The 13,964-nt window shown below is 37.1% G+C and carries 13 protein-coding genes; 3 read left to right on the top strand and 10 right to left on the bottom strand.

Annotated features, from left to right (window positions below):
* Positions 1–45 precede the first annotated feature (45 nt).
* From moaD to fdhF, 10 genes are all read right to left on the bottom strand, one after another.
* The gene (gene moaD / locus ACXY7N_RS10360; protein ID WP_098486168.1) at positions 46–282 is read right to left on the bottom strand and encodes a molybdopterin converting factor subunit 1; all 237 of its coding nucleotides are present in this window, start codon (positions 280–282) and stop codon (positions 46–48) included.
* Positions 283–286: 4 nt separating this feature from the next.
* Entirely contained in the window at positions 287–751 is a 465-nt protein-coding gene (gene moaE, locus ACXY7N_RS10355; RefSeq protein WP_088084084.1) for a molybdopterin synthase catalytic subunit MoaE, read from the bottom strand.
* The gene (gene moeA / locus ACXY7N_RS10350; RefSeq protein WP_016135117.1) at positions 732–2,039 is read right to left on the bottom strand and encodes a molybdopterin molybdotransferase MoeA; all 1,308 of its coding nucleotides are present in this window, start codon (positions 2,037–2,039) and stop codon (positions 732–734) included. The genes moaE and moeA overlap by 20 nt, the downstream gene beginning before the upstream one ends.
* Positions 2,040–2,057: 18 nt before the next feature.
* Entirely contained in the window at positions 2,058–3,074 is a 1,017-nt protein-coding gene (locus ACXY7N_RS10345) for a molybdopterin-synthase adenylyltransferase MoeB (protein WP_016135118.1), read from the bottom strand.
* 15 nt (positions 3,075–3,089) lie between these two features.
* Positions 3,090–3,878: a formate channel gene (locus tag ACXY7N_RS10340; RefSeq protein ID WP_016086856.1), complete on the bottom strand. Its 789-nt coding sequence runs from the start codon at positions 3,876–3,878 to the stop codon at positions 3,090–3,092.
* A gap of 202 nt (positions 3,879–4,080) precedes the next feature.
* Positions 4,081–5,097 (bottom strand): GTP 3',8-cyclase MoaA, encoded by a 1,017-nt coding sequence (gene moaA / locus ACXY7N_RS10335; protein WP_016135119.1) that lies wholly within the window; start codon positions 5,095–5,097, stop codon positions 4,081–4,083.
* A gap of 20 nt (positions 5,098–5,117) precedes the next feature.
* Positions 5,118–5,915: a formate dehydrogenase accessory sulfurtransferase FdhD gene (gene fdhD / locus ACXY7N_RS10330; RefSeq protein ID WP_016135120.1), complete on the bottom strand. Its 798-nt coding sequence runs from the start codon at positions 5,913–5,915 to the stop codon at positions 5,118–5,120.
* A 16-nt stretch (positions 5,916–5,931) separates the two neighbouring features.
* Positions 5,932–6,276, bottom strand: coding sequence for a Na-translocating system protein MpsC family protein (locus ACXY7N_RS10325; protein ID WP_000039582.1), 345 nt, complete (start codon positions 6,274–6,276; stop codon positions 5,932–5,934).
* Positions 6,277–6,391: 115 nt separating this feature from the next.
* Positions 6,392–6,874 (bottom strand): helical membrane plugin domain-containing protein, encoded by a 483-nt coding sequence (locus tag ACXY7N_RS10320; protein ID WP_000729894.1) that lies wholly within the window; start codon positions 6,872–6,874, stop codon positions 6,392–6,394.
* A 12-nt stretch (positions 6,875–6,886) separates the two neighbouring features.
* Entirely contained in the window at positions 6,887–9,826 is a 2,940-nt protein-coding gene (gene fdhF / locus ACXY7N_RS10315) for a formate dehydrogenase subunit alpha (protein ID WP_088084088.1), read from the bottom strand.
* Positions 9,827–10,191: 365 nt separating this feature from the next.
* Here fdhF and gerSA point away from each other — a divergent pair, with 365 nt between their 5' ends.
* Genes gerSA through gerSC form a run of 3 tightly spaced genes read left to right on the top strand, consistent with a single transcriptional unit; the run spans position 10,192 to position 13,961 of the window.
* Positions 10,192–11,730 carry a spore germination protein GerSA gene (gene gerSA / locus ACXY7N_RS10310; RefSeq protein ID WP_098412923.1) on the top strand — a complete coding sequence of 513 codons (1,539 nt, stop codon included), beginning with the start codon at positions 10,192–10,194 and terminating at the stop codon, positions 11,728–11,730.
* The gene (locus tag ACXY7N_RS10305; RefSeq protein WP_016086851.1) at positions 11,727–12,824 is read left to right on the top strand and encodes an endospore germination permease; all 1,098 of its coding nucleotides are present in this window, start codon (positions 11,727–11,729) and stop codon (positions 12,822–12,824) included. Before gerSA ends, ACXY7N_RS10305 begins: the two co-directional genes overlap by 4 nt.
* A complete protein-coding gene (gene gerSC / locus ACXY7N_RS10300; protein ID WP_016086850.1) occupies positions 12,825–13,961 on the top strand; it encodes a spore germination protein GerSC in 1,137 nt (378 codons plus the stop codon).
* Positions 13,962–13,964 lie beyond the last annotated feature (3 nt).

Below are 13,964 nucleotides of genomic sequence, written 5' to 3'. Positions count from 1 at the left end.
TTATATACAACATCTTCTTGGCGCTTCATCCGGTGAAAAAACTTATTACCCTCCACTAACAGGCGGAATGAATGCAACTACATCTCCAGCTTTTATCATCTCTTCATTCGTTACAAACTCTTCATTAACAGCCACCATCACTCTATCAAGCGATTGTAAACAATGGTTTGCTTCGAGCCATTCTTTTAATTGCTGAACTGTCATTCCTTGTTTTTCGGAAATTACTAATTGATCTAATCCGACTTCCTCACGCAAATTTGCGAACAGTAAAATTGTAATCATCTTCTCATTCTTCCTTCTTCGGTTTTCCTTCTGGATAAGGTGTATTTTCAAGTTGATCTCCAATCCACATCGTTCCATCTTCCCAAAATTCTTTTTTCCATATTGGGACGATTCGCTTTATACGTTCAATCGCGTATTCATTCGCTTCATAAGCTACTTTACGATGCGGTGATGAAACTGCAATGACTACCGCAATATCCATGATTTCTAGCCGTCCTACTCGGTGCGTAATTGCTACTTTTGCGTCCGGCCACTTTTCATTCATTTCTTCCCCAATTCTCATAAGTTGTTTTACTGCCATCGGTTTATATGCTTCATACTCTAAATGTAGCGTTCGTTTTCCTTTTGTTAACTCTCTCACTGTGCCAATAAAAGTTGTAATTGCACCTGCTTCTCTTCTTGCGACTTTATTCGTTACTTCTTCAACTACAATAGGTATATCAACAATCTCAAATAGCGCTTGTCCCATTGGAACCACCTCTCACTTTACAAAATGTCCAAGGCCATTCACTACCTTCGTTATCTTCCAATAAAAACACATCCACAAACATATCTTTTTTATACCCTCTTGTCCCGCCTGGCAATACGATAAAAGCATTCGATTCTGCTAATGAAGAAACAGAGCTAGATTTATCAAACCCTGACGGATAAGCAATTAACTGGCCTTCGTTATATGTCAGTTTCGCTCGTACAAATCTTGTAAATGGATTTGGCTTTAGAAAGTCTTCTCCTAATAACGCTTTTTCTCTTTTCACATGTGCTTTTTCACTAAACATATACGTCCGAATACAAGGCCTTACAAATAATTCAAACCCTACGTAACAAGCTGATGGATTTCCTGATAAACCAAATAATAACTTGCCATTTAATTGCGCTACAGTCGTAACACTTCCTGGTCGCATTGCAACTTTATTGAAAAGAACCGATGCACCTAACTTTTCGTAAATAGCTGGTAAATAATCATAATCTCCAACTGATACACCGCCTGTTGTAATGAGCATATCCACTTGGCTTAACGCTTCTTTTACAGCTGTGAAACATGTATGAAAATCATCGCTAAACTTCCCAAAATATTTTACTCTTCCGCCCGCTCTTCGAATTTGAGACAATATCATATACGTATTACTATTTCGGATTTTCCCTGGCTGTAATGAATCATTTACATCCAGTAATTCACTACCAGTCGCTAATAGTCCAATTACAGGCTTTCTCGCCACTGGCACCTCGTTATACCCGAACGTAGCAAGAAGCGCTGATATACCTGGATTAATGTATGATCCTTTCTTTGCAAGAACCGTTCCTTTACAAGCATCTTCACCTTGAAAAGAAATATTGTCGCCTGCTTTGAATGATCGCTTCAATTCCATATAATTGTTGCCAGCCTCCTCATATTGACGAGTCAGTTCTAACATAACAACCGCATCACACCCATTCGGAATTTGCGCTCCCGTCATAATTCGAACAGCTTGAAACGGACCTACTTTCTCATCGAATAGCGATCCTGCGCCAATTCCCCCCACTACTTCAAATACAATTGGCGTTTCATAACTTGCTAAATTCGTATCTTCTGCTCTAATAGCAAAACCGTCATACGGTGAACGATTGAATGAAGGTACATCATGGTCAGCTATTAACTCCTCCGCTAATATACGTCCGTAAGCTAATTCAATAGGTAGTAGCTCCTTTAATCCCTCATTAGCAAATCCCATTACTTTACGAACAGCTTCTTCAACCGTAATTGGCACTCTTCTTTCCATTATTGACAACCCTTTCTATTAACCGAATACGCGATAATATAATTGTTTCGCTTTCGAAATATCATTTGTACCATGAATGAAAACACGACCATCCCGAAAAATAACGACGCGGTAATCATCTAGTTGGCAAGATAGTAAATACGGATTCCGCTCTACTTTCCCTAGTTTGTTTAATACCTTTTCCATATCGTCAAAATCGTACTTTCTATTTTCTACTGGCCTAATTTGCACTGTATTTCTTCCGCATAAAGCAGCCACCTTCGTTTGGTTTTCGTATGATAAATAAGGATAAGTTCGATTCAAACCACACGAGGGGCAATCGTCCGTTTTGATTTTCCCTAGTTTTATAAAATGGTTTTGATTACTCCATATATCAAACATGAAAAATGTTTTTCTAATTGCCGAGAAATCTCCGACTAAAATTTTGAGTGCTTCCGCCACTTGATATGCTGCGACGATTTGAACAGTCGGGCTAATAATTCCGACGGTATCACATGTCACACCTGTAACAGGAACGTTCTTCAGCACACAATGTAAACACGGTGTCTCTTGCGGAATAACCGTATAACTCATACCGTACGATCCAACGCAAGAACCATATACCCAAGGAATATTATGTTTTTGTGATAAATCATTTATTACAAATCGAATATCAAAATTATCTGTTGCATCAATTATTACATCTACATTTTTTAATAGGTCTTCCATGTTTTCTGCACTTGCATCCATTACGAAGGCATCTATGTGTACTTCCGAATTAATTCGCTCTAACCGATTTTTAGCAGCAATTGCTTTCGGCAGTTTCTCTCTCGCATCTTGTTCAGAGTACAATTGTTGCCTTTGTAAATTACTCCATTCAACGTAGTCACGATCAATAATCGTCAACTTGCCAATACCTGCACGTACGAAACTTTCGGCACTTGCACTTCCTAATGCGCCTGCTCCTACAATTAACACATGTTTATTTCGAATTTTTTCTTGCCCTTTACTCCCAATCGGTTTGAACAACTGTTGTCGTGAATACCGTTCAGCCATTACGCACCCTTCCTCTCAAGAACTCTTTTTCATATTAGCATGTTGTTTTTGATAACAAGCAAAGTAAGCAAATCCAACAAATCCAGCTCCTCCAATTACATTTCCGATAAAGACAGGAACAAAATTTCTAGCAAGATCCATCCACGTCAGATGACCTGCAAAAATAACTGCCGAGATGACAAACATATTTGCTACTACTTGCTGAAATCCAATCACTACAAATGCCATAATTGGAATCCAAATTCCGATTATTTTCCCGACAAAATCACTCGTCCCATAAGCCAGCCAAAGCGCTAGACAAACGAGCCAATTACAACCAATTGCTAAAATTAAAGTTCTCCCAAATGATTCATGTAATTTCCCTTCCGCTATCGCTACCGTTTTATTTAAATAATCTCCCTCTGTTAATCCGCCAAGATGACCGAAACAATACGCTACGAAAATAGCTCCTACAAAATTCATGAAAGTAATCCAAATCCAGTTATTTAGCACACTGACCAATGTAATTTTCTTTGCATATAGCGCCATAGACAGCGACATCATATTTCCGGTAATTAATTCTCCTCCTGCTAATACGACGAGCATGAGTCCAACAGGAAAAACTGCTCCTCCTAAAACATTCACTAAACTCCCCCAGCGCTCAGGTAAATTACCTAAAACGCGAATGTTAAGTAAAAAACCTAGCGAAATAAACGCTCCTCCTAAAAAACCGAGAATAAGCATCGCTGGCAACGTCTGACTTACTTTTTGAACACCGGCCTCAATTACAAGCTCAGCAATTTGTTCCGGTTTATGAAATGCCATTACTAATTCCTCCATTTTCTCCAAATAAAAAAGCAGCTTCAAAAAACCTTCTCAAAATAAGGGTTTTTGAATGCTGCTTAATTTCTCTGCACATCTTTTACAGAGATATCAATCATCACTTTTACTATAAAATAGAAAATCTACAAACATTGCACATTTTCCATTTTGTATATATTTCATCGTAGCATCTCACTCTTATATATCAGCCACCAATATGTGACATTTCAATTTTAGGTGCTCTTTTTTTACTTGAATGACTTAAGCGTTCATCTGAATAACGATCGTCTCGGTTGTTCCATATATCGCGTACGATATATGTTATTTCCTCGTCAGTGTATCCAGATCGAAGCAGTTCTCTCAAGTCATTTCCTTTAGAAGCGAACAAACACGTATATAATTTTCCTTCTGCAGAAATACGGGCTCTCGTACATGACGAACAAAAGGAATCTGTTACCGATGAAATAATACCTATTTCTTCATCACTTCCAATATAACGATAGCGAGTCGCAACCTCACCTGCATAATTCGCTTCTATCCGTTCTAATGGCATAACTTGATGAATCGTATCTACTATTTCTTGTTTAGAGACGACCTCTTTTAACTCCCAACCGTTATAATTTCCAACATCCATATACTCAATAAATCGAAGAATATGCTTATTTTCTTTAAAGTATTGCGCCATCTGCAAGATGTCCTGTTCATTTTTTCCCTTTTGAACGACCATGTTTATTTTAATTTTCATACCAACTTCAGCTGCAGCCTGTATTCCTTCCAGAACCCTTTGCACTTTGCTTCTATTACCATTCAAATAGAAAAACCGCTCTTCTTCTAAGGAATCTAAGCTAACTGTCACACGTGATAAACCCGCCTTATATAAATCAGGAGCAAACTTTTTAAGTAACGATCCATTGGTTGTTAAGCCGATATCCTCTACACCATCTATTTTATTAAGGCGCTCGATAAGCTGCGGAAGACCTCTTCGAAGTAACGGTTCTCCGCCTGTAATTCGTAACTTTCTTACACCTAAAGAAACGAAAATACGTGTTATCCTTTCAATCTCATCAAAAGATAAAATTTTATCATTAGACAAAAACGAATAATCAGGACCAAATATTTCTTCTGGCATACAATAACGACAGCGAAAATTACAGCGATCAGTAACAGAAATACGTAAATCCTTTAAAGGACGTTGTAGTTTGTCTAATGTGACAGATTTCATATTTATTGCCTCGCTTTTACTTATTTTATATTTAAAATACGCTCTGGATGCGTATATACATTTAAGGATTCATTCCGAATAAATCCTATCGTAGTAATACCTAATTCTTCTGCTAGCTGCAAAGCCAACTCAGTTGGAGCTGATTTTGATAATATAATTTCACAACCAATTTTTGCAACCTTCAATAATATTTCCGAAGAAATACGACCACTAAAAACAATGATTTTATCTTTTATAGAAATATTGTTTTTTAAACAATAACCGTAAATTTTATCTAGCGCATTATGCCTACCGATATCCATTCGGCTTAACAAAATACCATTCACGTCACACAAAGATGCATTATGAACGCCGCCTGTATGACGAAACGTCTCCGCAGATTGCTGCATGTCTTCCATTAATCGAAAACAATCTCCTACACCAACCTGTACATGGATACCATTCATTTTCTTTGCACTTAATGCATCGTTTGCAAAAACAAACCCTTGTCTACTCATACCACAGCATGAAGTAATGTAACGTTTATTTTGCATTTGTTCGTAATACGGATTTACTTTTGTCGTCGTGACATGTACAAATCCTTCTTTCTCTTGTACCCATATGTCATCAATATCTTCATACTTCCGGATGATTCCTTCAGATGCTAAGAAGCCTATTACCATGTCTTCTATATATTCTGGAGTACTAACCATTGTAACAAACTCCTGTCCGTTCATTTTAATCGTGACTGGAAACTCTGTTACAATGCTGTCCTCTATATGCTTAAACGCCCCTTGTTCATAACGAAAGATTTCTCTTTCTACCTGTATCGGTTTCACGATCAGTATCCTTCTCTCACGTTATATTTTTATCAAAAACAAATACCGAAACCGCAATATCTTCTTCTACTTTCATATCTGAAAACAAATTCACTAGTTTCGCTCCAACAAGTTCCTCCAAATGTTCACGGGAATTTGCAGCATACACTTCTTGAATCATTTTCGTTCTAGCCATATGAACCATTTCCGCACCGTCCATCGTACTTGAAATGAATTTTTCAGTAGGTGTTAAGTTTCCATAAAGTGTTGCAATTGCCATATTTTCAGCAAATACAGTATGAATTCTTTCTGGCCCTTTTCCGAAAAGTTCCTTTCGAAGTTTTCGTATCATATCGTTAAATTCATGTACTTTTTTTGACATACAATTATACCTCCCAAAAGCCTCATTTTACTTCATTATATATTTTACCAAAATGCTCCTTCCGCCCAAACTATTTTGTATAAACATTTGGGCGAAAAGGTTCACTTCATGAAGTTTATTCGTCTTTTAACCCTTTACCCATACCTTTTAAGAAATGAAGCCCAAATCCGATGGCACGGTTAATGTCTGGATCTTTCAATACTTTCATAAGATCGAATACCCCTACTTTTTTATTACTCTCTAGGTGTTCATTACCTTCTTCTAGCCCTACTAATAAGCTACCTATAAGCTTTTTCGTAAGTTCCGGATCAAGTTCTGTTAAAGCACCTGCAGCACCCATCATATTATTAATTAAATTTGTAACAGGCTCGCGAGTCACTTGACCGAGAACTATTTTTGCGATTGGTTCTTTCGCCTTTAGCATAGAATTTGCAGCTTCTAGCATTCCGATGTCATTCAATTCCCCTACTATATTAAACATTTGATTTAAAGCCTCTTCATTATTAGCTAGAAGCTCTTTTAAATCATCTAATTTTTGCTGTTTTATTTCTTCCTCAGTTAACTCTTGTTTTTGAATCATTTTTATAGGTGCAGCCATATTTTTCTCCTCCTACTTATCCGTTAAATGCACATACCCTGGACGTGCCCACTTACGATGTACCTCAATACCAGCTTGAGGGTGACGTTTTTTATTACGCGGGTTCGCTTTCGGCATCGGATTTTCGCCATCAACTTCTAGCACTTCCATACGCACTTTTGTCTGTTTATAAGCAGGTGTATTCGTACGTACGTCCACAGCAGGACCTGTTAAGAAATTAATTGCCGTTTCATTATCTGTAGAATTCATTGGTAAATATAACTCATTCGCTTTTACACGATCTGTAACGAGTGCACGTAATTTTAATGCTCCAAAAGGAGAGATAAGACGAACTAATGAACCTGTTTTCACTCCACGTTCTTTTGCAAGTGCTGGAGAAATTTCAACAAATACACCAGGCACTTTCGTTTGAATACCTGTTGATTTATTTGTCATATTCCCTTCATGAAAATGCTCAAGCATACGCCCGTTATTAATGTGAAGATCAAACTCCGCTGGGAATTCAGCTGGACGTACCCAGTCAGCAATCGCAAAACGAGCTTTTTTATCTGGGAAGTTAAATCCATCTTGGAAAAGTAGTGGTGTATTCGCTCCATCAAAACTTCCCCAATGGAAACTATTCCATCCTTCAAGTACTTCATAGTTTGCTTGTGAAAATAGCGGTGATAAACTTGCCATTTCAGCAAAAATTTCACTTGGATGACTATAACTCCAGTTTGCACCTAATTTATTCGCAACTTCTTGCACGATCCACCAGTCTGGCTTCGCATCTCCAAGCGTAGGAAGCACTTGATATAGTCTTTGAACACGGCGCTCTGTATTTGTGAAAGTACCTTCTTTTTCAAGAGACGGTGCTGCTGGCAATACAACATCTGCATATTGAGCAGTTTTAGAAAGGAAAACATCTTGCACAACAAAGAACTCAAGGCTCGATAACACTTCATGTACATGGTTCGCATTAGAGTCTACAAGAGCCATATCTTCTCCGACAAGATACATAGCCTTCATTTTCCCTTCGTCAATTGCATGAAGCATTTCAATATTATTAAGACCTGGTTTACTATTAATTTTCACTCCGTAAGCCATTTCAAATTTCGCACGTTCCATATCGTTCGTAACGTGTTGATATCCAGGAAGCCATCCTGGTAAAGTACCCATATCACAAGCACCTTGTACGTTATTATGACCTCGAAGCGGATATGCACCAGCACCTGGACGACGATAATTACCTGTTGCAAGAAGTAAGTTTGAAATTGCAGCGGAAGTATCAGATCCACCTGTATTTTGCGTTACTCCCATGCCCCAAAGGATACATGTACCGTCTGCAGCACGAATCATTTCAGCCATTTGAATAAGTGTTTCTTTTGAAATACCAGTCATTTCTTCTGCATATTCAAGTGTATATTCTGCAAGACTACCTTTGAAATCTTCAAAGAAGTTTACATTCTCATCAATAAATTGTTGATCGTGCCAGCCTTGATCAATCATATATTTCGTAACAGCCATTAGCCATACTTGATCTGTTCCTTGTTTCGGGCTAATAAAGACGTCTGAACGCTCTGCCATTTCTGTTTTACGAAGATCAGCCACAATTAATTTTTGTCCGTGTAATTTATGCGCACGCTTAATACGTGTAGCTAAAACAGGATGACCTTCTGTCGGATTACAACCTACAATAATAACAAGGCCAGATTGTGCGATATCTTTAATCGTTCCAGCATCTCCGCCCATACCAATTGTACGGAATAATCCGTCTGTCGCTGGTGATTGACAATAACGTGAACAGTTATCAATATTATTCGTTTCAAATACTTGTCGAGCTAATTTTTGAATAACGTAATTGTCTTCATTCGTAATTTTAGATGAAGAAATAAAACCGATAGCATCTTTACCATACTCTTCTTTAATAGATCCTAATTTACTTGCAACTACATTCAACGCTTCTTCCCATGTAGATTCAACAAACGTTCCATTTTTACGGATTAAAGGTTTCGTAATTCGTTCTTTAGAATTTACGAAATCCCAACCGAATTTCCCTTTTACACAAGTAGAAATTGCGTTAACTGGCGCATCAGAAGAAGGCTGTACTTTAAGGATTTTACGCCCTTTCGTCCACACTTCAAATGAACAACCTACACCACAAAATGTACATACTGTTTTCGTTTTCTTCGTACGAGTATCACGCATGGCCGCTTCCACTTCTGATACCGCAAAAATGCCGCTATATCCAGGCTCAACTTCTTTAATTAAATCTACCATCGGTTCAAGAATATCTGGTTTTAATCCCGTCATAAATCCAGCTTCACCGAGCATCGTTTTCTCCATTAAAGCGTTACAAGGACAAATGGTTACACATTGACCACAGCTCACGCATGAAGAATCATTGATATCAACTCCACTATCCCAAATAACACGAGGACGCTCTGCTTCCCAGTCGATAGATAATGTTTCATTTACTTGTAAGTTTTGACACACCTCTACACATTGACCACATGCGATACATTGATTAGGGTCGTAGCGATAAAATGGATGCGTCATATCAACTTCACTTACATCTACTTTCGGTTCGTAAGGATATTTTTGATGTTCAATCTCCATTAATTCCGCTGTATTATGCAATTTACAGTTCCCATTGTTGTTGTCACATACTGTACAGTATAATAAATGATTTTCTAGTAGCCGATCCATCGCCTCTGTTTGTGCTTCTTTCGCACGACCAGAAGCCAGTTCAATGTTCATACCTTCCGTCGCTACTGCCGAACAAGAGCGCATTAACTTTCCGTCAACTTCTACAATACAAGTGTCACATGTTTGAATAGGATCTACCTCTGGCACGTAACAAATTTGCGGATGTTCAATCCCGTTCTTATTAATAACGCCCAATATCGTTGAACCAGGCTCCGCTGTATACTTTTTTCCGTCAATTGTAATATGAACCATGTTGTCATTCATGGTCTTTCCCCCTTTTTGAGAATAAAAAAACTCCACCACGAAAATATACGCACCACATTTCGGCACGTTATTATCATGGTGGAGTAGTTTATTAGCACATCTTGCTAAAATACCAATCCATTTATTCATAAATAAAACGATAGATTCATAACAGGTCATATCACGATTCCATCTTTAACACTATAATTATAGCGTTTAATTTTAAAATATACAATATAAAATTTAAAATACGCATATGTCCTCATAGAACTATCCATAATAACCCATATAAAGCAAAACTATAATCAGTGGAGATTTCATTCGTCCCCCACCGATTATCAGCTTGCAAATAGCGAGCTAAAACACAACAAGGAGAAAGTGAATAAATGGGGTCTTTTAATAAATGGATACGTGGTGAAAAATCTTTTTCTGTACAAGAGCAAGCTGATTATACATTAAAAAAACCTATTTCTTCTTCTCTTCCACTTAACCTAAAGCACTTGTCCAAACTGTTTAGCGGGATTCCAGAATTAATAACACGCACTTTCCCATTAAAAAACGGCCAAGAAGCTGCACTTATATATATGGAAGGACTTGTAGACAAAACTGTTATTAACGTAAACATTCTTCGTCCTCTCTTATTTAAAGAATGGAATGAAGAAGATTTTTGGGAATCCTCTGTTTCTATCGGAAATATTAAAAAAGTTCAACAGTGGGCAGACATTGAACAATCTCTTTTACACGGCAAAAGTATTTTATTTATAAACGGGCAACTATCTGCTTTAGAACTTGATACGCAAGCAGCACCAAAAAGGAGCATTGAAGAACCTATAACAGAGAGCTCCATAAAAAGCTCACATGAAGGATTTAATGAAGTGGCAAGCGACAGTATCGCGCTTATTCGTCGATATATTCCAAATCGCGAATTGAAAGTGAAGGAATTTACCGTTGGTGAACGAGCAACCTCTAAAGTTTTTTTACTTTATCTTGCAGATGTTGCAAACGAAGACATTGTACAAGAAATGGCGTGCCGCATCGAATCAATCAAAGTGGATGCGATTATTACTACTGGTGAATTAGAAGGGTTTGTTGAAGATAATTCCTATACTCTCTTTCCGCAATTATCAATAACTGAACGCCCTGACACAACAGCACATCATATTCTGGATGGGCGAATCGCTGTTGTTGTAGATCGTTCACCAGGCGTATTAATAGGGCCTATGACCTTTTCATCCTTTTTTCAAACGATTGATGATTACAGTTTTAGACCATTGATTCCATCTTTTATACGCCTTCTTCGTTTTACTGGGTTATTTATTGCCATATTTGCTCCCGCTCTTTATATTGCTATGATTTCCTTTCATTATGAAGTGATTCCACTTAAATTATTGTTAACGATTGGCGAATCTCGGGCTAAAATTCCTTTTCCTCCTATATTAGAAGCACTTTTGATGGAATTAGTACTTGAAATGCTCCGCGAAGCTGCAGTTCGGCTTCCTGGTCCCGTTGGACAAACGATTGGCGTCGTAGGAGGGATTGTCATTGGACAAGCTGCAGTTCAAGCAGGAATAGTAAGTAATGTTATGGTTATCGTCGTATCTATTACTGCAGTCGCTTCTTTCATCATCCCTAACATGGAAATGTCTGCAGGAATTCGACTTCTTCGATTCCCAATGATGATAATCGCTTCTTTATTTGGTGTCATTGGCATTATGGTTGGGATGGCAATCATTATTATTCATATACTTTCTATGGAATCTCTCGGTGTTCCTTATGGTAGTCCTTTTTCTCCGTTATTTGCTTCGGATTTAAAAGATATTCTTGTACGTTTACCATGGAAAATAATGAAGAAACGCCCACTATCCCTTGACTTAAAACAAGAGAATCGACAAAGCGATATAAAAGAAACGGAGGAAGATAAGTGACAAAGCGTGCAAAGAGGGAGATTAGTTTATTTCAATACATTTTAACGATTAGTGGTGTTCAAGTAGGATTCGGTGTTCTTACACTGCCACGTGAAGTTGCACAAGGGGCGAATACAGATGGATGGATGTCTATCATTATAGGATGCGCTATTACTACATTAGTCAGTCTATGTATTGTAAAAATTATGGAAAAGCATCCTGGATATACTTTACTTGATGTGCTGACTCGTTATCTTGGGAAGTGGCTAGGAAGAGTAGTAATGATTTTTTGGATTTTATATGCTGTTCTTGCAGCTGTTTCCTTAATTTTTTCCCTCTTATACGTTATTCACATTTGGATTTTACCTAGATCCCCCATGTTTTTAATCATGATGTTACTATCTATTCCAATGCTTATGCTCGCATGTAAAGGTGTTCTTATTATTAGCCGCTATGCTGTTTTTACTGTCTTCTTTACACTCTGGATGCCTTTGCTATTATTTATCCCACTTAAAGATGGTCATTGGATTTATCTTCTTCCTCTCCTTAAAGAGGGATGGCTACCCGTTTTCAACACAGTAAAATCAACTATTATTGCGTTTCTCGGATTTGAGTTTGCATTCGTCCTTTTTCCTTATCTCAGTAATAAATCATCTGCCAAAAAAGGAATTATTCTTGCGAATTTGATTACGCTATTTGTTTATCTTCAAGTCACGTTCGTCTCTTTTGTTTATTTTAGTCCGGATGGTATAACAAAGTTTTTATGGCCCACGCTTTCTCTTGTTACACCATTTCACTTTTCATTCCTTGAACGGTTTGAAATTATCTTTTTGTCATTTTATCTCTTTATTATTTTTGACTCTTGCATTCCTTATATTTTTACTGCTTCAGATGGAATCAATCAATTACTTAACAAAAAAGGGAGCTCATTACCTATTTGGTTTTTATTATTCGGGTGTATTTTCGTTCTATTCTTTTATATCCCTTCCTCTTATCAAATAAGTGCGTTACGGGATTTTTGGGGAACTTCAAGTTATTTTATCGTTTTTCTATTCCCAGTCGTATTTCTCTTATATATGACACTTTATCAGCATTGGAAAAGGAGAAAAACTTAAATGAGACCCTTTATTCATTTCACTATACTTTGCTTTCTCATAACCTTTTTAACAGGCTGTGGAGATCGGCTCGATTTAGAAAAACAATCGATTTCATTAATTTACGGTTTTGACGCAAAAGCAAAAGGAAAATTAATTGTGTACCACGTAAACCCTATTTTTAATGAAGATGTAGAGAAAAAGTACGAAACTCATGAAGCGAAAGTACGTACACCTCGAGAAGCAAAAGCAACGTTTAATAGTTCAAGTGGCGGTTTAGTATCTACAGAAAAGTTACAGCTCATTTTATTTAGCACGAAATTTTTAAAACAAGAAGGAGCTATGCCTTACCTTGATGTTTGGTATCGTGATCCTAAAAATACTGGAAATATGCGCATGGTTGCGGTAGATGGTCCAATATCTTCCGTTATATATAATAATTTTAAAGATAAGCCTGCTCTTCCTGAATATTTAACAGATTTAATTAATACGAACAAACTATACAATCGAACTGTGTTTACGACATTCCATGAATTTCATAGGCAAACGTTTAATAAAGGTATAACACCTGCTATTTCAGAAATAAAAAAAGGTATAAAAGATGTTATCGTTACCGGTTCCGCGCTATTAACTTCTCGCGGAATTTATAAAATGTCATTAAATCGTTATGAAAGCGCCCTCCTTCTTTTATTACAAAAGAAGGCCAATACACCAGTTTCTCTTACAATGAAGATCCCTTCTACTCAAGTTGAAAGTAATAGTGATTTAAAAGATACAGATGGTGGCGATTTCGCAACAATAAATGTTCTTAGTATGAATCGTGATATTCATACAGACTATAGCGATAATCACTTCAAATTTAATATTAAAATGGATTTAAAAATTGCCGTATCTGAACTTACATTCAACATGGATATAGACAAAGATAGAAAGAAATTAACTTCACTTATTACAAAACAACTAAACGAAGATTTAAACGATTTAATCCACAAAATTCAAAAACAGCAACTTGATCCATTCGGATTTGGTGATTATGCGAGAGCGTTTCAATATAAAGAATGGAAACAAGTTGAAGATGATTGGCCGAGTGCCTTTTCAAAAGCTAATGTGAAAGTAGCACCTACTATTAAAATTTTAGAAAATGGGATTATTAAATAGCAA

It is taken from the genome of Bacillus sp. 5w2, from assembly GCF_054353775.1.
The sequence above is the reverse complement of the archived record's forward strand: the minus strand, read 5'-3'. Positions and strand labels throughout refer to the sequence as shown.

Excerpts from the sequence above, each read along its gene's own strand:
- moaD (WP_098486168.1), bottom strand. The coding sequence starts at position 282 with ATGATTACAATTTTACTGTTCGCAAATTTGCGTGAGGAAGTCGGATTA.
- moaE (WP_088084084.1), bottom strand. The coding sequence starts at position 751 with ATGGGACAAGCGCTATTTGAGATTGTTGATATACCTATTGTAGTTGAA.
- moeA (WP_016135117.1), bottom strand. The coding sequence starts at position 2,039 with ATGGAAAGAAGAGTGCCAATTACGGTTGAAGAAGCTGTTCGTAAAGTA.
- ACXY7N_RS10345 (WP_016135118.1), bottom strand. The coding sequence starts at position 3,074 with ATGGCTGAACGGTATTCACGACAACAGTTGTTCAAACCGATTGGGAGT.
- ACXY7N_RS10340 (WP_016086856.1), bottom strand. The coding sequence starts at position 3,878 with ATGGCATTTCATAAACCGGAACAAATTGCTGAGCTTGTAATTGAGGCC.
- moaA (WP_016135119.1), bottom strand. The coding sequence starts at position 5,097 with ATGAAATCTGTCACATTAGACAAACTACAACGTCCTTTAAAGGATTTA.
- ACXY7N_RS10325 (WP_000039582.1), bottom strand. The coding sequence starts at position 6,276 with ATGTCAAAAAAAGTACATGAATTTAACGATATGATACGAAAACTTCGA.
- ACXY7N_RS10320 (WP_000729894.1), bottom strand. The coding sequence starts at position 6,874 with ATGGCTGCACCTATAAAAATGATTCAAAAACAAGAGTTAACTGAGGAA.
- fdhF (WP_088084088.1), bottom strand. The coding sequence starts at position 9,826 with ATGAATGACAACATGGTTCATATTACAATTGACGGAAAAAAGTATACA.
- gerSA (WP_098412923.1), top strand. The coding sequence starts at position 10,192 with ATGGGGTCTTTTAATAAATGGATACGTGGTGAAAAATCTTTTTCTGTA.
- gerSC (WP_016086850.1), top strand. The coding sequence starts at position 12,825 with ATGAGACCCTTTATTCATTTCACTATACTTTGCTTTCTCATAACCTTT.